The 19,231-nt window shown below is 49.5% G+C and carries 16 protein-coding genes; 8 read left to right on the forward strand and 8 right to left on the reverse strand.

The features are described 5' to 3' along the window. Window positions 1-433 precede the first annotated feature (433 nt). Window positions 434-1,573 (reverse strand): ROK family protein, encoded by a 1,140-nt coding sequence (locus EQM14_RS03880; protein WP_128741717.1) that lies wholly within the window; start codon window positions 1,571-1,573, stop codon window positions 434-436. A gap of 439 nt (window positions 1,574-2,012) precedes the next feature. Between EQM14_RS03880 and EQM14_RS03885 the strand changes: the two genes are divergently transcribed. From EQM14_RS03885 to EQM14_RS03910, 6 genes are all read left to right on the forward strand, one after another. Then, window positions 2,013-2,777, forward strand: a complete 765-nt coding sequence (locus EQM14_RS03885; RefSeq protein WP_205703198.1) for an SDR family oxidoreductase — start codon at window positions 2,013-2,015, stop codon at window positions 2,775-2,777. Window positions 2,778-3,005: 228 nt separating this feature from the next. Beyond that, complete coding sequence (locus EQM14_RS03890; protein ID WP_128741719.1) at window positions 3,006-4,145, forward strand: sugar ABC transporter substrate-binding protein; 1,140 nt, start codon at window positions 3,006-3,008, stop codon at window positions 4,143-4,145. Between the two features lie 301 nt (window positions 4,146-4,446). Continuing rightward, entirely contained in the window at window positions 4,447-4,734 is a 288-nt protein-coding gene (locus EQM14_RS16945; RefSeq protein WP_164918956.1) for an ATP-binding cassette domain-containing protein, read from the forward strand. Continuing rightward, on the forward strand, window positions 4,665-5,885 hold the full coding sequence (locus EQM14_RS03900; RefSeq protein WP_128741720.1) for a sugar ABC transporter ATP-binding protein: 1,221 nt from the start codon (window positions 4,665-4,667) through the stop codon (window positions 5,883-5,885). The genes EQM14_RS16945 and EQM14_RS03900 overlap by 70 nt, the downstream gene beginning before the upstream one ends. A 48-nt stretch (window positions 5,886-5,933) precedes the next feature. After that, on the forward strand, window positions 5,934-6,854 hold the full coding sequence (locus EQM14_RS03905) for an ABC transporter permease (RefSeq protein WP_128741721.1): 921 nt from the start codon (window positions 5,934-5,936) through the stop codon (window positions 6,852-6,854). Window positions 6,855-6,958: 104 nt separating this feature from the next. Then, window positions 6,959-8,485 carry an FGGY-family carbohydrate kinase gene (locus EQM14_RS03910; protein WP_128741722.1) on the forward strand — a complete coding sequence of 509 codons (1,527 nt, stop codon included), beginning with the start codon at window positions 6,959-6,961 and terminating at the stop codon, window positions 8,483-8,485. A 182-nt stretch (window positions 8,486-8,667) separates the two neighbouring features. Here the strand turns inward: EQM14_RS03910 and rpiB are convergent, their stop codons facing one another. The 7 genes from rpiB to EQM14_RS03945 all read right to left on the reverse strand — a co-directional run bounded on the left by rpiB (window position 8,668) and on the right by EQM14_RS03945 (window position 15,282). Continuing rightward, complete coding sequence (gene rpiB / locus EQM14_RS03915; protein WP_128741723.1) at window positions 8,668-9,123, reverse strand: ribose 5-phosphate isomerase B; 456 nt, start codon at window positions 9,121-9,123, stop codon at window positions 8,668-8,670. Further along, entirely contained in the window at window positions 9,120-9,758 is a 639-nt protein-coding gene (gene dhaL, locus EQM14_RS03920; protein ID WP_128741724.1) for a dihydroxyacetone kinase subunit DhaL, read from the reverse strand. Before dhaL ends, rpiB begins: the two co-directional genes overlap by 4 nt. Window positions 9,759-9,853: 95 nt before the next feature. After that, a complete protein-coding gene (locus EQM14_RS03925) occupies window positions 9,854-10,849 on the reverse strand; it encodes a dihydroxyacetone kinase subunit DhaK (RefSeq protein ID WP_128741725.1) in 996 nt (331 codons plus the stop codon). Window positions 10,850-10,864: 15 nt separating this feature from the next. Then, window positions 10,865-11,632 carry a GolD/DthD family dehydrogenase gene (locus EQM14_RS03930; RefSeq protein WP_128741726.1) on the reverse strand — a complete coding sequence of 256 codons (768 nt, stop codon included), beginning with the start codon at window positions 11,630-11,632 and terminating at the stop codon, window positions 10,865-10,867. 124 nt (window positions 11,633-11,756) lie between these two features. Further along, window positions 11,757-12,761 (reverse strand): substrate-binding domain-containing protein, encoded by a 1,005-nt coding sequence (locus tag EQM14_RS03935; protein ID WP_128741727.1) that lies wholly within the window; start codon window positions 12,759-12,761, stop codon window positions 11,757-11,759. A 48-nt stretch (window positions 12,762-12,809) separates the two neighbouring features. Further along, the gene (locus tag EQM14_RS03940) at window positions 12,810-13,739 is read right to left on the reverse strand and encodes an ABC transporter permease (RefSeq protein ID WP_243112744.1); all 930 of its coding nucleotides are present in this window, start codon (window positions 13,737-13,739) and stop codon (window positions 12,810-12,812) included. 61 nt (window positions 13,740-13,800) lie between these two features. Next, on the reverse strand, window positions 13,801-15,282 hold the full coding sequence (locus EQM14_RS03945) for a sugar ABC transporter ATP-binding protein (protein ID WP_128741729.1): 1,482 nt from the start codon (window positions 15,280-15,282) through the stop codon (window positions 13,801-13,803). A gap of 228 nt (window positions 15,283-15,510) precedes the next feature. On the opposite strand from EQM14_RS03945, the gene EQM14_RS03950 reads away from it, so the two are divergent. Both EQM14_RS03950 and EQM14_RS03955 read left to right on the forward strand, forming a co-directional pair. Continuing rightward, window positions 15,511-17,328 (forward strand): sensor histidine kinase, encoded by a 1,818-nt coding sequence (locus EQM14_RS03950; RefSeq protein WP_128741730.1) that lies wholly within the window; start codon window positions 15,511-15,513, stop codon window positions 17,326-17,328. Window positions 17,329-17,330: 2 nt separating this feature from the next. Next, window positions 17,331-18,893, forward strand: coding sequence for a response regulator transcription factor (locus EQM14_RS03955; protein ID WP_128741731.1), 1,563 nt, complete (start codon window positions 17,331-17,333; stop codon window positions 18,891-18,893). The last annotated feature ends 338 nt before the right edge of the window (window positions 18,894-19,231 follow it).

The raw sequence follows: 19,231 nt of genomic DNA on the forward strand, positions 1-19,231 counted from the left end.
AAAAACAGGCCCGCCGGGATTTATTCCCGGCGGGCCTGTTTTTTATGATGGCCGCTTTTTAAGGAGGGAGATAGGGCGGGGTAGCATTTAGCCAAATCCATAGGATCTACCGGTTTAGGTGTGGGAAAGAAGCGGCTGCGTTAAGTTTTATGGATCATACCTTCGGCGAATGATTTAAGCTGTGAAAGAGACTCGAATTTGACTCCGCTTTGTTCGATGGATTCCTGAACAATCGAAGGCAGAGAAGAAAAATACTGTTTCATATCCGGATCCGTAAATGGATTCTGTTCGTTTTGCATGGAGATCACCTCATGAAAAGTATCTGCCTTAATTTATCGATTATGCATTCGCGGAAAGAGCGGGAAGAGTCTCTCGGCCCAACCTATTGGCGTGTCGCTTTTAGTCGGAGGCAAAACCGGAAACGGCTGCGCTTTCAATCCTCCATTGGATTTTTGCCGAAATTCTTGAAAAATTCATCAATAAAGTAAAGCGAAGCGCCCGTAGCTACGGATTCAACTTTGTTTTTGCAGGGCAGTAAAAATTCATGGGCATTTTCTCCAAACGGATTTTTTGCATTGACTCGCTCACATAATAAATCCATATAGTCCTTCATGTAAGCGCCTACGTAACCGCCCAGGATGATCTTACAGCCGAACAGCATCCGGATATCATGCACTGCGATGGCGAGATAATCCAAATATTCATTCCACACCTTCTGAAGCATTTCATCCCCTTGTTTGAGTCGGAGGAAAAACAGGCCCAGGTCGTCGTTGGAGTAATTCGCCAGCCTTTCCGCGTTGCAGTACGCGTCAAAACACCCCCGCTGCCCGCAATAGCATGGCTTGCCGTTTGGAACCAGATTCATATGCCCGACTTCTCCGCTGTACAGTCCGTCTCCCATATATACTTTATCGTTCACAAGCACGGAACCGCCGATGCTGTTGCACAGGCTGATGTAAAATGCGTTGTGGATCTCGGGCGACATCCATATTTCGGAAAAGCCGGAAGCGTTGGAGTCATGGACCAGTTTGGTGGGATAAGGAATGTACTTTACAAAGTCTTTATTGCTTATGCCCGTATTGGAAATGACCCTGCCGTCGACGACAAGGCCCTGCTCTTCATTGATCAGGCCCGGCATGGCGATCCCTATTCCCAATAATTTCTGCCGGTCCAGATGGATGTTGTCAATCATGTTCTCTACAAGATTTCCCAATAAGATGAAATATTCGCCGTTGTTTCGGAAATCCCGCTTCAGGAAAATACGGTTGATGACATTGCCCATCAGGTCCATGACCACACCGTTAATGCTGTGCTTGGTTATATCCAACCCGATGGCGACCTTTGCATCGGCAATGTAGGAATAGGCGATCGGATTTCTGCCGCCTGATTTTGTCGACAGTTTCTGGTTGGAGCCGATCAGCTTGGCTTTGCATAAATACTCCAAATTCTGTGTGACTGTCGGCAGGCTCAGCTGCAGGTCGTAAGCAATATCCTGCTTTGTTGCAAAATTGTTCTCGCGTATGTAAAAATAGATTTTTTTCCTGTTGTTTTGTTTGATATCAACGATATTCATACGTCTTTTTTTCTCCCGTTTTTATTTCTTTCATAAAGCCGCCGGCGTTTTCGGGGGTGTGCTTCAAACCTGCGTAATGATTGCCTAAAACTCAAATGATTGATTCATATCAATTTTACTCCTTCTAAGAAAAAAGCCAACACTTGGGCGAATTTTATTTTCATGGCTAGACCTACGCAGCGAAGTTAGCTGTTCATCCTTTCAGCTTTCCGTGTTGGTGATACTTTTGCGCGTCGTACTCGTTTATTAGCATAGAAGAAAAATGATGTGCGATGTGGAGACTGATTCATGGGTGGTGTGAAAATCTTTGTTTATATGTAATAAAAATCTTGACAAAGGAAAAGGATAGCGTATAATATAAATACATTTTGTAAATAGTTTTTATAAAATGTATTATAGCACATCACCACAATATTATGCAACAAAAGGAGAAAAAACAATGAAGAACGATCTTTTTTCACTCGGTGGAAAAGTCGCGGTGGTAACCGGCGGCAATCAGGGGATTGGGAAAGTCGTTGCCGGGTTTATCGCAGATGCCGGGGCCGACGTCGTTATCATTGACTTAAACGATGCCACGAAAGTTGCGAGGGATATCGCCGAAGAATATGGAGTGCGGACGGCGGCGGTCGCCTGTGATGTTACAAAGCCTCAGGAAGTTGAAAAAGCGATAGAGGAAGCAGCCCGTAAAATGGGAACGCTGGACTTGCTGTTTAACAATGCGGGGATCTGTTTACATAAAGATGCGCTGGACTGCACCCCTCAGGACTGGCTGAAGGTCGTTGACGTCAATTTGAATGGGATCTTTTTTGTTGCGCAGGCCTTCGGAAAATATCTTGTCCGCAACGGCAAAAAAGGAAACATCGTGAATACGGCTTCGATGTCCGCCACCATTGTTAATATTCCGCAGGGCCAGGCGTCTTATAACTCGTCGAAGGCCGGCGTCGCGCATTTGACAAAATCCCTGGCCGTCGAATGGGCCGGGAAAGGGATACGCGTCAACTCGATCAGCCCGGGGTATATCATGACGGAAATGACCGGAAACGTCAGAAAGGATTGGCAGGAGCTCTGGGTAAACTCGATTCCGTTTAAACGGATGGGCAGACCGGAAGAGCTGGCTGGAGCGGTTATCTACTTCCTGTCCGATGCATCCACTTACACTTCCGGCTGCGATATGCTGATTGACGGATGCTTCACGGTTGTTTAAGATTGTCTGTATGAGCGCAAAGTTTTTGGGATTGCTGGATTAATGCTGCATCCGGCCTGCTGAATCAAAATCTTGCCAGGATGCGGCCGATCATATCCTTAATATTCGAGAAAAAGGGGTGATTTAAAAATTTGTTTTGTCTGAGGTTTATATTGGTTGGACTTCAGGCAGAAAGAATGCAGGCAGCAGTCTAAACATTTTGAAAATGAGAGTTTGGGAGGAAAAAAGATGAAGAAAAGGTGCTTAGCGATTTTACTGGCAGTAAGCATGGTGGTACCGCTTGCGGCGTGCAGTTCTCAGAATTCATCTTCCACAACGTCCGGCGCGGCAGCCAATACGGCTTCCACTGCGGAGACATCCGGCGGCGCCGCTGCGGCGAACGGCGGCAGCAACGAGATTTGGTATTCCACAAAAAACTCCACGGAAACGGTGCATGTCGCAATGGCGAAGGGCGTTACCGACGCCGCCAAGATGCTCGGCTATGACGGAAAAGTCACGGTAGCGGAATCGGATGCGGCCAAGCAAAACGACCAGATGAACAATCTGATCGACAATGTCAAGCCGAAGGCGATCATCCTGAATCCTTACGACAGCGACAGTGTCTCGGACGTCATTACAAAATGCAACAACGCAAAGATTCCGCTCGCCGTAATCGACAACCAGGCGAACAATGCGAATGTCGCAGTCTCCGTTTTGTTTGACAGCATTGCTTCCGGCAAGGCTGCGGCGGAGGAAGCGATCCGTTTGCTTACCCAAAAGTATGGCAAGCCCAAGGGTGTTGTAGTGGATCTGTACGGCGAAGTCGTTTCTCAGGTGTTTAAAGACAGGGCAAAAGGATTTGAAGACGAAATCAAGAAATATTCCGACATCAAGCTGATTTCCGTGCTCGGCGCGCCTCAGGCGGATGTGGCCACAAGCGCTTTGAACAACATTATAGCGGATTCAAAGTCCCGCAATGAGACGATCGACCTGATCAATACGCCGACCGACACCGCAACTCTCGGCGCGGTCGAAGCGCTGAAAACCAACGACATGTGGTATCCGATCGGAAACGACAAGCATGTTTTTGTTATCTCCCACGACGGCGCGTCGCAAATTCTTGACGATATCCGCGACAATTATGTGGATTCTGAAATCGTTATCGATGTCCTGGGCGTCGGCGGCATTGCCGCGGAAGTATTGAACGAGTATACGGTGAAGGGAAAAGAAATTCCCACATCCGGAACATTTGAACCCCGGGGGAAATACCTTAACAAAAAAGTTGAGTTCTCAAAGGGGAACTGCGGCCCGACGATCGTGCTGGCTCCTCTGAAAGTAACGAAGACGAATGCGGACGATCCGCTCATCTGGGGAAATGTCGTCAAATAGAAAAGCCCTGCGTTTCCCTTGATGTCCCTGGCAAGACCGAACAGTTTTCCAGAGCAGTGCAAGTGTATGGCGAGCGGTGGATAAATCCGGTACCCGGCTGGCCGAAACGGCGCTTTTAAAGGAAGCCCGGTGAGGAAGGTCAGCTGCGGGCCATTGGTTTGAGGTTTTACATAACGGCCAGCTCATTTAGGTGATGATTTGTTCTTGAAAATGCCTTTTTGAGTTGGCTGTTTTGTTATTGGATGAGTTGATACACGTTGGGAAACGGTTTTTATATGGAAAATGAGAAGGTGAAATAAGTTTGGATGATGATATTCTTCTTGACATAAAAAAGATATCGAAGTTTTTCGGGACCACCCAAGTTCTCAAGGACATCTCCATTCAAATAAAAAGTGGAAGGATCCATTCGTTTTTAGGACGGAACGGTGCCGGAAAATCCACATTGGTAAACATTATCGCGGGGGTATATCCCCAAACCTCCGGCGAAGTGTTTTTTGAGGGCGAAAATGTAACCTTACCGTGGCGGAAAACATATTTGTCGGCTTGCTGCCGAAGTCCAAGCGGGGAATGGTGGATTGGAAGGCGATGAACAAGGCCGCCGGAGAAGAACTGGCAGGGTATGGCCTGGACATTTCGCCGGCGGAAATGGTCCGCAATCTCAGGTCGATCGATGTAAGAAAACTGAACATCATTCGCGCGATGCACAAGGGCGCAAAGCTGATTATCCTGGATGAACCCACTACGGCGCTCACCAACAGGGAACGGGATGAGCTGTTTGCGTTTATCAGGAAGCTGAAAGAGGGAGGAATCGCTTTCATCTTCATTTCGCATTATCTGGGCGAGGTAAAAGAACTTTCGGACGAGATCACGGTACTGAGAGACGGATGTATGTATCCCGTGGAAAATCCAAAAGAAGTTACGGAGGAATACCTTTCAAGACTGGTTGCGGGCGAAAAAGTACAGCTGACGCAGAGACAGAACAAAACGGATTTTGAGGATGAGAACAAACTGTTTGAATGCAGGCATCTGACTGCCAAAGGGCTTGACGATGTGTCGGTTGATATTTATAGGGGAGAGATTCTGGGGATCATAGGTTTTCCAGGGTCCGGCGCGCGTGAGATGTGCCGCACTCTGTTTGGCGCCAACAAGCTCTCAAAGGGCGAAATATTGTATCTGGGAAAGAAATTGTCCATTAAAAGCCCCAAAGAGGCGATCCGAAACGGCTTAGCCTATGTTTCCTATGACAGGCAAAGGGAAGGCCTGATCCCTCAGTTTACGGTAAATTATAATATCGGCATGAGCGTGCTTCACAGCAAGCTGAAGAAACCGTTTGGGTTTATCAATATGAAAAAGGAGCGCGAGATATCGGATCATTATAAAGACGTACTCAACCTGAAGTGCAATGGGATCGATGACCCGATCAGCAGCCTGTCCGGCGGAAATCAACAAAAAGTGGTAGTAGGCCGTGCTTTGGCCGCGGAACCGAAGCTGCTGGTATTGGATGAGCCCACGATTGGAATCGACATTAAGAGCAGGGAAGAAATCATCGCCACCATCGACAAAATGACGCAGTCCGGCGTAAGCGTTCTGTACCTGACAAACGACTATGAAGAGCTGCTTCGGGTGGCGGACAGACTGATATTCTTCAAAGATTCGAAGATTGTGGCGCAGATGGACAATAAAGACCTGGACGTCGTTCGCGTTACGGAGATAAGGGATCATGCGAAAGGGGAAATTTAAGTGAAAGCAAATGGCCTTCAAAAAAGAAGCACTGTATTGGATATTTGCATGAATAATATCGTATGGATCCTGCTGGTTGTATCCATACTGATTATGGGAATGTTCCAGTCTTCGTTTTACTCATTCGGAATCTTATCGAACATTCTGGTTCAGGGCACGGTTTTAGGCATGCTGGCGCTTGCCGTGGCGATGGTAGTGCTGCTGGGAGACATCAATCTGTGTACGGTGGGAACAGCGGGATTTTCAGCGCTGATCGGTGTAATGGCAATGAAAAGGGGGTTCCCGATTCCTCTTTCCGTCCTTGTCATTCTCCTTGTAGGCGGCGCGGTCGGTTTTATCAACGGACTGATCGTGACCAGGCTGAAGGCGAATGCTTTCATTGAAACCCTTGCGATGAATCTGGTCCTGGAAGGTGCGCTGCTCGCCATTACAAACGGAACCACCATTTCGCAGCTGCCGGATTCCTATAAATACATAAGTCAGGGTAAGATCGGAATCTTTCCCGCCCTTCCGCTGGTCCTGTTCGGCATCTTCATCATCTTTTATTTTCTATGGAATAAGACTTCCTTTGGAAGAAGCGTGTTTGCGGTCGGAGGAAATTCGCTGAGCGCCTACATCGCCGGAATCAATGTGCGAACCGTCAAAGTCGGAGCGTATGTGCTTTCCGGTTTTCTGTCAGGGCTTGCGGGATACCTGCTTTCCGGATATATGGGCGCCGTGACGTCTTCCTTCGGAAGCTCTTATGAAAACCTGTGCATCGCGGCGGCGGTCATCGGCGGCGTCAGTCTGACCGGCGGCAAAGGCTCCATCGTGGGCGTCCTGGGGGGCACTTTACTGCTGACGGTGATTCAAGTCGGCCTTGCGATTCTGGGAATTCCTTCGACAATGATAACGCTGGCAGGCGGCGTGATGATTTTTGTCGCCGTCATTATCGACTCGATCCGCAATATCTACCAGACCGGGAGATAGAGGCCGGCCTGGATGGAGCAGGGATGGAGTCTCGGACTGTTTTACTCAAAGTGGCGCTGCAAAATTTCAAAAGTAATTCGAACATGATGGGCGGGGGAATAAGGATGAACTATTTGATCGGAACGGACATTGGAACTTCCGGCACAAAAACAATCGTGATGGATACGCGGGGAAACCTGATCGCATCCGACCTTGAGGAATATGATGTGTTGACTCCGCATGCTTTGTGGGCGGAACAGTGGCCGGACGTATGGGTGAGCGCAACGGAGCGTTCCATCCGCCGCGCCTTCGAGAAGGCGGCAATCAGGGCCGGAGAGGTAAAGGGCATCTGCGTCAGCGGGCTTTACGGGGGAAGCGGGATTCCGCTGGACCGTAATATGGAACCCGTGCGCCCGTGCCTCATCTGGATGGACCGCCGCGCGGGAAAGCAGCAGCAGTGGGTGCTGGAGCATATTGGAGCGCAAAAGATCCATGAGGTTTCCCATAACGGGACGGACCCCTATTACGGGTATACGAAAATCCTGTGGATAAAAGATAACGAACCGGAAAACTGGGCAAAAACGAAATTATTCTTACCGCCCAATGCTTATGTTATTTATAAGCTTACCGGAAAGGTGGCCGTTGATTACTCCTCCGCGGGAAACATCGGCGGAATTTTCGATGAGGAAAAGAGATGCTGGTCCACAGAGATGCTGGATGCCATGGGGATTCCACGCAGCATGATGCCGGAGCAAATCGTGGAATCGAGTGCGGTGGTGGGCGGTTTGACGGAATCGGCCGCCTCTAAGCTGGGGCTTTGCTCAGGGACGCCCGTCTGCGCGGGAGGGGTCGACTGCGTCGTCGCAACGCTCGGACTCGGGGTGTTTGAACCGGGCCGTTATGTTGCGGCAATCGGAACCAGCATGTGCGCCGCGCTGGTGCATGACCAGCCTCTTCACGCAAAAGGGCTGATTGAAATGCCTTATACCTTTGATTCAAAGCACCTGTCCTATTCCTTTGGCGGAGCGGCGACCGCCGGCGCGCTTGTGAAATGGTTCCGCGACAATTTCGCTCAAACGGAAAAACAGGCGGAAGAACAAGGCGGCGAAAGCGCCTATAAGGTTCTCGACCTTGAAGCGGAAAAGCTTAACCCGGGGAGCGGCGGGCTGATTGTTCTTCCCTATTTTATGGGCGAGCGCAGCCCCGTGTGGGATACAAATGCGCGCGGTCTTGTTCTGGGCCTGTCTCTCAATCATACAAGAGCCCATGTTTACCGTGCCTTTTTGGAAGCAATCGCCTATTCTCTGCGCCATTCGATGGAGAGTACGAACACAGACCTTGGCGATCAGATCATTGTGGCGGGCGGTGTGACGAGATCCCGAATCTGGAGGCAGATCATTGCCGATGTGACGGGGCATACGATTGTATGTCCTGCCAATGATGTCGAAGCGAATCTTGGCGATGTCATTCTCGCAGGCCTAGGTACCGGCTGTCTGACTTCCGACGAGGTAAAAAAATGGCAGACAATGGGGAAGGAGATTCCCTGCAACAAAGAGCGTCATGAAATTTACAACAAATACTATGCCGTTTATCGTTCGGTTTACGAGGACCTGAAAGGCGACATGGCTCGAATGGCGGCTTTCGACCAGTAAAAAGAACAGAGGGCAAAAGGAATCTCCCCGTCCGGCGGACACCGGACGGGGAGATTCCTTTCTATCCGATTGAAAAATTCCCCGGTATTGCCGGAGGAACCCGGCTGGCCGGGGAATTGATTTTGCACGATACTTGTCGTATTCCAATCCGGTTTCCCGGAAAATGGTCGGAATAAGAATTTTCAGTTTTGCTTTTTGTACAGATCGTCATAGTAGCTGATGCGGTCAACCTTAGGCTGGGAGCGGCCCCCGGAGAAATCAGAAGCCAGCCAGATGTCGGCAAGCTGCTTGGCGAGCTCCAGACCGATGACGCGCGCGCCCATGCATAGGATCTGCGCGTTGTTGCTCTTTCTTGCCCGCTCCGCCGAATAGCAGTCGTGGCACACCGCCGCGCGGATCCCCGGCACCTTGTTGGCGGAGATCGACATCCCGATCCCCGTGCCGCACATCAGGATGCCCCGGTCCGCTTCGCCGTCCGCGACGGCCTGGGCGACTTTTACGGCAATGTCCGGGTACAGGACCGGCCGGCCGTCATAAGTCCCTTTATCCACGATTTCATAGCCTTCCGAAATCAGGTACTCCTTGATCTTTTCCTTGAAGTCATACGCGGCTTCGTCGCTTCCAACGATCAGCTTCATAACAGCGCCTCGATTCCGTCCGCCATCGCTTTCAAAAGAATACAGCAGGATACCGCGCCCGCGTCCAGAACGCCCCGGGAGCGTTCGCCCAGCCGACTGGAACGGCCGAACCGGGCGACCAGATTTTTGGTGGAATTCATCCCGTCCTCCGCGGCTGTTTTCATTTTTTCAAGGGCCGCTTTGAACTCCTCGCCCTCCTGGGCGGATTTTTTCAGGGAATCGCCCGCGGGGCCGAGGGTATCCACCAGCGTCTTATCCCCGACCTGCGCCTGAACGATTTCCCGCAGCCCGGAGAGACCCTCTTCGACCATTCCGGAAAAATCACGGAGGGAAATCTCCGTCAGATCCCGGCCCCTTTCCGCCATACCCGCAAAAATCGTGCCGTAAATCGGCCCCATGGACCCGCCGATCTCCGTCATCAGAACCGTACTCAGTTCGTCCAGGCCCTCCGCAAAAGAAATGTCACGGTCCGCGATCCGCTGACCGAACAGGGTAAAGCCTTTATTCATATTCATTCCGTGATCGCCGTCCCCAATCAGGCCGTCGATGTCGCCGAGATACTTTTTATTTTCCTGAATCGCCTTGACCATCCCGAGAAGAATGCTTTTCCCCTCCGCATTTTGAAAGGTTGACATGTTTTTCCTCCCTTAACGCCAGCCGATGGATTCCCTGCCTGCCGCCTTCTTCCGCCCGCGGCCGGAGGGAATCGTGCGCGCCAAAAGTTTTTGGGTTAAAACTGCTTCAGGCCCACGGTATTGACTGGCAGATCCATCAGCGTTTTTAATTCGTCGTCCAGCTTCATCACCGACAGCGTCGCACCCATCATCTCCATGGAGGTAAAGTAGTTGCCGACATACGCGCGGTGGACCTTCAGCCCCTCGGCGTTCAGGATTTTTTCAATCTCGCCGTACAGGACGTAAAGCTCCATGACCGGGGTGGCGCCGAGGCCGGAGACCAGAACCGCCACTTCGTCGCCGGCTGTGAACGGATAATCCGGCAGAACGACTCCCGTCATGCGTTTCGCCATCTGCGAGGCCGTTTCCAGTTTGCAGACTTCGATTCCGGGCTCGCCGTGGTGGCCGATGCCGACTTCCATGGTCCCGTCTTCAATCGTGAAATTGGGGTGCCCGACGGCGGGAAGCGTGCAGGGGGTCAGCCCGATCCCAACGCTTCTGGTGTTGTCGATCGCCTTCTGCGCGGCCGCGATGACTTCCTCCAGCGACGCCCCGGTCGCCGCTTTCGCTCCCCCGGCCTTCCACATGAAAATCTCGCCCGCAACGCCGCGCCGTTTTTCCCTCTGATCCTTTGGAGCCGAGGCCACGTCGTCGTTCGCCACGACCGTTTTGACCTCAAGGCCCTCCTTCTTCGCCATTCTGACGGCCATTTTGACGTTCATGTTGTCTCCCGAATAATTGCCGTACAGGCAGGCGACGCCTTTCTTTCCATCCGCCGCGCGGAAGGCGTCCAGAAACGCGACCGCCGTCGGCGAAGAGCAGATTTCCCCGACCGCCACCGCGTCGACCATGTTTTTTCCGCAGTAGCCGATGAACGCGGGATCGTGCCCGGAGCCTCCGCCCGTCACGACGCCGACCCGGCCGCCCGTAAATCCCGCATACCGGATCGCCCTCCGATTCTCCGTCCCCGCGATCAGATCCGCATGCGCTTTCAGAAACCCTTCCAGTTCTTCGTTTACAATATCGTCGGGATTGTTTAAAATTCGCTGCATAGTGATCCCTCTTTGTTACTTAATCGTGTAGCCGCCGTCAACCAACAGGTTGTGGCCGGTTATCATTCCGGCCGCGCCGCTGCAAAGAAACGCGATGACCCCCGCAATCTCGTCTGTTTCGGCGAAACGGCCGGAGGGCATTTCTTTTTTCAGCGCATCGCCGACCGGACCTTCCCAGGCCTTTTTGCCGAGGGCCGTCATGACGACCGTGGGAGAGACGGCGTTGACGCGGATACCGTATTTGCCCCATTCGTATGCCAGTACTTTTGTCATGGCAATGATGCCGCCCTTGCTTGCGGCATAGGCAACGTGTTTGTCAAGGGCGATGACGCCGGCCTGTGAGGCCATGTTCACGATCGAGCCGGGCCGTTTCGCATCAATCAGGTATTTTCCGACGGCCTGTGCCATTTTGAAGGATGCCGAAAGGTTGATGCTGATGGTCTTTTCCCAGTAATCATCACTGAGGGTTTCCGCCTTTTCCAGCGCGACGATTCCGGCACAGTTGACCAGAATATCGATTGCGCCGAATTCCGTGACTGCCTTTGCAACAACGGCCGCCCGGTACTTCGCGTCCGTAATGTCTCCGGCAATGCCGATGCAGTTTCTGCCTGTTTTTTCGGCAATTTCATTCACATCCGGATTCAGGTCCGCCAGAACGCAGTTCACGCCTTTTTTTGCCAGAAACTGCGCGGTCGCGTTCCCGATTCCTGCCGCTCCGCCGGTAATGACGGCCGTCTGGCCCTCCAGAGAATAATTGACATCCGCTCCGCTGTATTTCAGCATGGTAATACCTCCATTGATCAGATTGCACCGCAGCGCGGGTAGCTGCAGGGAACAGCCTGCAGTTACGGCCGCTGTGATGCATTGGATATGATTTCGAATTCCCGCTATTGTTCAGGAAGATATCTCACTGTGTTCTCTTAAAGTAATCGGCGACATTGTCCTGGGTCACTTTTTCAAAGTCGATCCAGTATTCCTTCTCAACGGTTTCGCCCTTCACCTTCTGAACGGCCACATCCAATGCCTTGGTACCCTGCCCGGCGCCGTCCTGGAAGATCGTTGCGATCAGGGTTCCGCTTTGTACCGCTTTCAATCCGTCCGTAATCCCGTCGACGCCGATGCAGGGGATCGTCTTGTCCTTGGATTTAACTGCTTGCATCGCGCCTAGGGCCATCTCGTCGTTTTCACCGACAATCGCGTCGATCTTATCGAAGGACTGCAGCCAGTTCTCCATAACCGTCATCGCTTCCGAACGGGACCAGTTCGCGGTTTTTTCCGCGAGGATTTTGATATCCGGGTATTTTCCCAGAATGTCTTTAATCCCTTTGCTGCGCTCGAGCTGAGCGGACTGCCCGAGGGGTCCGTCGAGGACGACGATATTACCTTTTCCGCCGATCTTGTCCGCGATTGCCTGCATCTCAAGCTGGCCGGCGTATTCGTCTTTTGAGCCGACGTAGCTGGTGAGCTTGTCGCTGTCGACACGGGTGTTGACGCCGATGACCGGTATGTTTTTCGCCACCGCCTTATCGACGCAGACCGCACAGGCCTTTGCATCCTGCGGATTGAGGATAATCGCGTCCACTCCGTCGGAAATCATGGTTTCCACCTGGTTGATCTGGGTGTTCGGGTCGTAGTTGCCGTCGTAGATTTTCAGTTCGACGCCCAATTTTTCCGCTTCTTTTTTGGCTGCATTTGAAAGACGGACCGTGAATTCGTTCTTGAGGCTGTACAGTGTCATACCAACGACAATCTTTTTATTGCCTGTGGCGTTGGAAGTTTCCGCTGCCGAATTGGCGGCGGATGCGCCTGAGGCCGCGGGTGCGCTGGATGAAGTGCCGGAAGAACAGGCCGCCGTTGTCAGGGCCATTGTCCCCGTCAGGATGAGCGCCAGTAGTTTGTTTACCCTTTTCAAATAACTCACTCCTTATAAATTTGTAATGCGTAAAGCCGGCAATCGGCTTTATTCTTTAGAACTGTTGACGCTGTCCACGATAACGGCGGCAACGATGATAATACCTTTGATAATCAGCTGCCAGTAGGAGGAGACCGCCAGCATATCCAGCCCGTTATTCAGGACCGCGATGACCATCACGCCGACAATGGTCCCCCAAAGCCTGCCCTTGCCGCCCGAAAGGCTTGTGCCGCCCATTACGACCGCCGCAATGGCGTCCGTTTCATAGTTCTGGCCGGCCTGTGCGAGTCCGGACGATACGCGCGATGTCAGGACCACACCGGCAAGCCCGGCCAAAACCCCTGAGAGCATATATACGGACCAGATAATATACCTCACGTTAATGCCGGAGACTTTCGCCGCACTGATATTGCCGCCCACGCCGAATACGTACCTGCCGTACTTTATCCGGTACAGAAGGAGGTAGCAGATGAGAAACGCCGCCGCCACGATAAAAACCGGGATCGGAACGATGCCGACGTTCCCTCCGCCAATCTGCAGAAAGTCGTCTCCCAGCCCCGGAACCGGCTGTGCGTCGCTGGCCAGATAGGTGATGCCTCTTGCGACGCTCAGCATGCCGAGCGTCGCAACAAACGCGGGGACGTTCAAGAACGAGATGACAATGCCGTTGATACTGCCGAGGAGAAGCCCGATCCCGAGCCCCACCAGCACGGGAACAAACCACGGAAGCGCGTGGTTCTGGGCGACCAAAGCGGCAAAAATACCGGAGGCGCCCAGAATGGAGCCCACCGAAAGATCAATGCCGGCCGTTAAAACGACGAAGGTCATTCCCAGGGCAAGCAGCCCGTTGATAGAAGCCTGACGCATGATGTTGAAGACATTGTCGATGTCCAAGAACTTCGGCTTGATGACGCCGAAAATCAGAATAAGCGTCAGCAGGCCGATCAATGTCGCAAAGTTCATCAGGTAATACTGCATAGTCAAACTGCGCCTTTTTTGTAACCTTTCCATTTGATTCATTACCCCGTTTCGAAAAATATTACAGCTTAGATACGGCAAGGCGCATGATCGATTCCTGATTGAATTCACCGCGTATCAATTCGCCTGCGAGCGTGCGGTTGCTGAACACCATAATCCGGTCCGACATCCCCATAACCTCCGGCATTTCGGAAGACACCATGATGATTGCATTGCCCTTCGAGACGAAATCGCCCATCAGTTTGTAGATTTCCGTTTTTGCTCCGACGTCGATTCCTCTCGTGGGTTCATCCAGAATCAAAAGCTTCGGCGCTTTAATCAACCATTTTGCCAGCACGACTTTCTGCTGATTGCCGCCGGAAAGGGAGAGTACCTTTTGCTTCGGAGAGGAGGTCTTAATCCTTAACGACTCGATTTGTTTATCGATGGTTTCCGCCTCGCGTTTCCGGTTGACGAACCCGCGGCTGGTGAACATTTTCATGGAAGCGAGCGAAATGTTCTGCAGGACGCTCATCTGCGGAATGATTCCTTCGCCCTTTCGGTCTTCCGTTACGTAGGCAAGTCCGCACTTGATCGCGTCGATCGGTTTGTGCGGATGGATGCGTTTGCCGTTCAGAATGATTTCCCCCGTATCCGCGGGCGTGATACCGAACAGCGCCTTCATCACTTCGGTTCTTCCCGCGCCGACCAGCCCCGCAATTCCCAGAATTTCCCCTGCTTTTACCTCGAAGCTGATATCAGAAAACTGATTTTCCAGAGAAAGGTTCTTGACTTCCAGAATCTTGTCGCCGATGGGTACCGGCATTTTGGGGTAGTAATCGTCCAGCTTTCTGCCGACCATGCTGGTAATCAAGACATCCGCCGTAATATCAGCGGTTTTCCATGTGTTCACAAAGACGCCGTCTCTCAGCACTGTAACCGTGTCCGAAATTTTAATGACCTCGTCGATCTTATGTGAGATATAGATAATGCCTTTTCCATCCTTTTTCAGGTTTTCTATGATCTCAAACAGGTTTTCCGCATCCTTATCCGTAATGGCGGAAGTGGGTTCGTCCATCACGATGATTTCTGCATTCCGAGAGACGACCTTCGCAATTTCGATCAGCTGCTGATCGGCGACTTTCAATTTTTTCATCTTTGATTTTGGGTCGATATGGATATGAAGGCCGTTTAGTATCTCTTTTGTTTCTGAAAACATTCTGTCGTAGTCCAGAAAGTGATTCCTGCAATATTCCCGGCCGAAAAAGATATTTTCCGCCACGGTCAATTCCGGTATTGGCGACAGCTCCTGATGGATCATTGCGATTCCGCTGTTCTGTGCTTCAAAAGGAGAGCTGATCTCCACCCGGCTGCCGTGTACCGTAATTTCTCCCTCGTCGCATTTATGTATGCCACATAAAATATTCATGAGCGTTGATTTTCCGGCGCCGTTTTCTCCCATCAGTGCATGAACGGAACCTTTTTCCAGGACCAGGTTTACACCCTCCAGAACGCTTACGCCGTTAAAACTTTTTTTGATGTTTTTCATCTCCAGCAGGCTCACGAATAGGCACCTCTCCTTCTATTATTTTCACGCAGCATATTTCCGCAAGCGGGATGCGCTTCTTTCAGTTTTTATTATACTTGAAATGATTTGTAAAAATAGGTTTAATTTTTTTAAAAACGGTATGATTTTTCATGTACTTTTTCTATAATTGCCTATCCGAACCAATGATTGCGTATTTAGTATTAAGGTGAAGAAAATACAAAGCAATGAAAGTGATAGAGATTTATGGTGAAACATTTTTGGGAAGGTTTCCGAAAAAGAAGTATTGTGTGGCAGGTGACGGTCGTCTTTTCTTTGATTACGCTGATTCCCTCTATCGCCATCACAATTTCCTATTTTCACATTATTCAGAATTCCATTTTGGAGGAATCTCAGAAAAACCTGAAACAGTATCTGAAAAAAATGAGTTCCAATATGTCTGCAAACATTAACATCGCGAATTACACGTTCAAGGATCTGAACTTCAGCCAGGAATTCACCTATTATCTCGACCCGGGCAATCTTCTGAGCAACCGTGAAAAGAACCATTATATAAACAGCATTCAAGTCGAATTGTTAAATATTCATAACATGTATCCGAATAAATTCAGCAGTATCCTTATTTATTCGAAAAACAAACAGATTTCGCAGATCGGCGGGTGGTCCTACCCCTTGGAATCCCTGTATAAAACGGATTATTACCATGAGATTACGGACAATAGCGGCGATATTATTTACGGGAATATCCGGATTTACGACAATGCATACGGGAACCTGGCAAAGTACCCAAATCTGGAAAATGAAAAAGAACAGGTGCTTCCTGTTTACAATAAGATTTACAATATCAGCACCGGCGAATTCATAGGAATGGTGGAATTGGATATTTCGCTGAAAAGGCTAATTGATATCGAGTCACTTGCCACGGAAAATCCGTCGATCACCTATATGCTGTTTAACGATAAAAATAAGCTCTTATATTCCAACAATAAAATTGACCCCAAAGACTGCAGCTCTCTGTCTTTTCCGGGTAACTCCGGCCTCAGCAATGAGGTCCTGAATCATACGAATTACATGGTCGCTTATGATAGAGATGCCGAAACCGGCCTGATGCGCGTGGTTGTCATAAACGAAAAGGAGGTTTATTCAACCTCAAAAGGCATAAAATTAGCGCTTGTACTGATCGCCGTCATCTGCCTGATCTGCATTATTTTGCTGACGAGCCTGACCGCGCATATCATGTTTCGCAGGCTGAAAGATATGATGAAAATGATTTCACAAATCGAATCCGGAAAATTTGACGTGCGGATTGAAACCTGCGGCTTTAAAGAAATTTCCTCAATTGCGGAAAGCTTTAACCATATGGCGAAAACCCTGCAAACGACGATTCAGTCCATGATCGAAAGGGAAAAGGCACAGAAGGAGGCTGAACTTTACGCGCTGCAGGTACAGATTAATCCCCATTTTCTATATAACACTTTGGACAGTATGAGAATGAAGTGCGAGATCGATTCCAATTACCAGATGGCGAACAGCATTCAGATCTTGGGAAGCCTGCTGCACTACAGCCTGAACTGGGAATCGAAAAGTGTTCCGCTTAAGGAAGAAATGCAAAATGTCCGCAATTACATTCAGATTATGAGAATGCGGTTTCGAAATAAATTCCAATATGAAATAGAATGCGAGCCGGGCTGCATGGAAAATTTAGTTCCCAAATTCATCCTTCAGCCGCTCGTGGAAAATTGTTTCAGCCACGCTTTTTCGGACATGAACCCTCCCTGGAACATTCTGGTGAAGGCTGTGGGAAACGAAAATCGGCTGATTATTAAAATTATCGACAACGGAATAGGAATCGAGCCCTGCAGGCTTGCGCAGATCAACGAATTCCTGAACGGCGATCAACCGAATATCGGGAACCGGAAATCCCGGCATTCTATCGGGATCGCAAACGTCAGGCAACGGATCGAGCTTTTATGTAAGGAAGGGAGCAAGCTCACGATCAGCTCGGAATTAGGCCGCGGCACGCAGATTACAATCATAATTATTCTTGAAGAAAAGGTTGATTGATTATGATTACGATTTTAATAGCTGATGATGAAGAACTCATCCGAAAAGGCCTCATTTCGATTTTAACGAAAGCGATTAAAACCGATGTCACGTATCTGGAAGCGGAAAACGGTCTGGAGGCCCTGAAGATCTGCAGGGAACAGTACCCAGAGATTATTGTCAGCGATATCCGTATGCCGTTCTGCAGCGGATTAAAATTTATTGAAAAGGTTAAGGGGTTCGGGTATTCTCCGACTTTCATCATCATCTCAGGCTACAGTGAATTTGAATATGCGAAACAGGCAATAAAATGCGGGGTAAAGGAATATGTTCTGAAACCGATCCAAAAAAAACAGTTCGTTCGTTTAATTAAATCCTGCATCGATGAAATAATGAAAAAGAAAGCCGCGATGCATGACGAGTTTGTAAACACCCGGACCAACGTCAAAACGATCAAAGCGATCAGGAAAAAACTTTTGATTGATTTGCTGAATTGCAATGATGAAAAAAAGATCCATGATATTAACAATATCGAAACCTACGAATTCTCATTGGATCGCGGATTCTCGTTGTGCTGCGTGATTCAATACAAGATCGACAAGGGCAATCTCGATTATATCGATCTTGCAATCATAAATATTATTGAAGAAATTTTGGGCCGGGAAAACCTTTTGCGAAACGCGACGATAGAAACCTATTCCAACGGCCAGATTGTCCTTGTTTTTGAGGAGTGCAATCAGGAAACGATGCTGAATTCCATCGTTTCCGCCATTTCAAAAGCTTTTCATTTGATAGAAATCTATCTGAAGATTGATGTTTTTGCCGGAATCGGCGATATTCAGTTTGGCTCTAATCGGTTGTACAAATCGTTTTGCCATGCCTGTGAGGCTGCAAATTGCAAGCTTTATCAGCTGGGAAACAGCATTCAGCGATATGCGAAAGAAAGTTCCGCGGAAGACGATTCTCTCCATTTTGAAACGACTCTGCTCAGTCCGGATGATCTGGACCCGGTGGAAATTATTCATCTGTTCGATCCTATCATTCGCAGAACACCTTCTATTCAGTCGGTGAATGCCGTCGAAAAGAGCTACCGGAACTTGATGGAAACCGTACGGGAACAGTTTGGAAAATATGGTGCCGGCGCGGACCAGGATCTGCCTGAGCCAACCCCTTTCTGTAATTATTGGAGTTTCATTCAGATGAAGCATGGGATGGAAAGTTATCTCACCCAGGTCAGGGCATTAATAAATAAATCAAGCTCTGATGGTCCGAACAATAAATTGATTCAGTGCATGATCCAATATATCAGGGACAGTGCTTTCGACGACATCAATCTTAACTCCGTAGCAAGTCATTTTTCTTACACGCCTGCCTATATCAGTTTTCTATTCAAGAAACAGATCGGCGTCGGTTTTAATGAATTTGTAACAAAGACCAAAATGGAAATGGCAAAGAACATGCTGAAGAATACGGAAATCCCGATCGGTGAAATCAGCAGATTGTGCGGATACGGAAATTCCAAATATTTCGCCACAAGTTTTAAAAAAAGCTTCGGGATGAGCCCTTCCGTCTTTCGGCAGAATTAGAAGTTCCTAAAATATTATATTTTTCATGGTTATTTAGTTATTGTCAAAATGATTTAATTGAAAAGCATAAAAAAGCCGCATAAATACCGAACTTTCAGCATTCATGCGGCTGTCTGACGCAGCTTTAACGCAATCATTATGGATTCCATGTCGCAAATCAATCTGAATAGCAATAAACAAAGACCACGGTCCGTCTGGATGCAATGGATCGGGCGGCAGGACAAACAGCTTGAAAGCCTCGACAAAAGGCTTGCCACGGGTATTGCCGGAGCAATCTCAGGCATGATCTTTGTTAAATGGATGAGTAGCGATAGAAGAAGCAGTACAACGCATCAACG

Source organism: Caproiciproducens sp. NJN-50 (genome assembly GCF_004103755.1).
Taxonomy (GTDB): Bacteria; Bacillota; Clostridia; order Oscillospirales; family Acutalibacteraceae; genus Caproicibacter.

Bases quoted from the DNA above. Each gene is read 5' to 3' on its own strand.
- EQM14_RS03880 (WP_128741717.1), bottom strand. From the start codon at position 1,573: ATGAATATCGTTGATATCAAACAAAACAACAGGAAAAAAATCTATTTT.
- EQM14_RS03885 (WP_205703198.1), top strand. From the start codon at position 2,013: ATGAAGAACGATCTTTTTTCACTCGGTGGAAAAGTCGCGGTGGTAACC.
- EQM14_RS03890 (WP_128741719.1), top strand. From the start codon at position 3,006: ATGAAGAAAAGGTGCTTAGCGATTTTACTGGCAGTAAGCATGGTGGTA.
- EQM14_RS03905 (WP_128741721.1), top strand. From the start codon at position 5,934: ATGAATAATATCGTATGGATCCTGCTGGTTGTATCCATACTGATTATG.
- EQM14_RS03910 (WP_128741722.1), top strand. From the start codon at position 6,959: ATGAACTATTTGATCGGAACGGACATTGGAACTTCCGGCACAAAAACA.
- rpiB (WP_128741723.1), bottom strand. From the start codon at position 9,123: ATGAAGCTGATCGTTGGAAGCGACGAAGCCGCGTATGACTTCAAGGAA.
- dhaL (WP_128741724.1), bottom strand. From the start codon at position 9,758: ATGTCAACCTTTCAAAATGCGGAGGGGAAAAGCATTCTTCTCGGGATG.
- EQM14_RS03925 (WP_128741725.1), bottom strand. From the start codon at position 10,849: ATGCAGCGAATTTTAAACAATCCCGACGATATTGTAAACGAAGAACTG.
- EQM14_RS03930 (WP_128741726.1), bottom strand. From the start codon at position 11,632: ATGCTGAAATACAGCGGAGCGGATGTCAATTATTCTCTGGAGGGCCAG.
- EQM14_RS03940 (WP_243112744.1), bottom strand. From the start codon at position 13,739: ATGCAGTATTACCTGATGAACTTTGCGACATTGATCGGCCTGCTGACG.
- EQM14_RS03950 (WP_128741730.1), top strand. From the start codon at position 15,511: ATGGTGAAACATTTTTGGGAAGGTTTCCGAAAAAGAAGTATTGTGTGG.
- EQM14_RS03955 (WP_128741731.1), top strand. From the start codon at position 17,331: ATGATTACGATTTTAATAGCTGATGATGAAGAACTCATCCGAAAAGGC.